This is a genomic window from Roseibium sp. AWQ4_290, assembly GCF_056160985.1.
The window spans coordinates 1-333 of sequence record NZ_JBSWYG010000075.1; the positions used below are offsets into that span (position 1 = coordinate 1).

The 333-nt window shown below is 62.8% G+C and carries 1 protein-coding gene; it reads right to left on the minus strand.

Going from position 1 to position 333, the window contains the following annotated elements:
- A partial coding sequence (locus tag ACXAH0_RS25195) for an IS66 family transposase (RefSeq protein ID WP_475196053.1) occupies positions 1-333 on the minus strand: 333 nt, incomplete at both ends.

Sequence of the window (333 nt, forward strand, 5' to 3'; positions counted from 1 at the left end):
AACCGGTACCACGCCAGCGGTGGAGAGGCCCCGGCCCATGACCGCTCATCCCGGACATAGGTCCAGATCCGGGCAGTTTTGGTCTTCTTCGTTCCCGGAGCCTGAAGCTTGACCGGGGTGTCATCGGCAAAGAGCGCTTCCCCTTGCCGGACCATGCGGCCGATGGCATCCGCCAGGGGCTCAAGCAAGGCAGTGGAGCGCCCCACCCAATCAGCCAGGGTGGAGCGGTCCAGATCGATGCCTTCCCGGCCAAAGATCTGAGACTGGCGATAGAGCGGAAGGTGGTCCGCATATTTGGAAACCAATACATGCGCCAAAAGTCCCGCTCCCGGC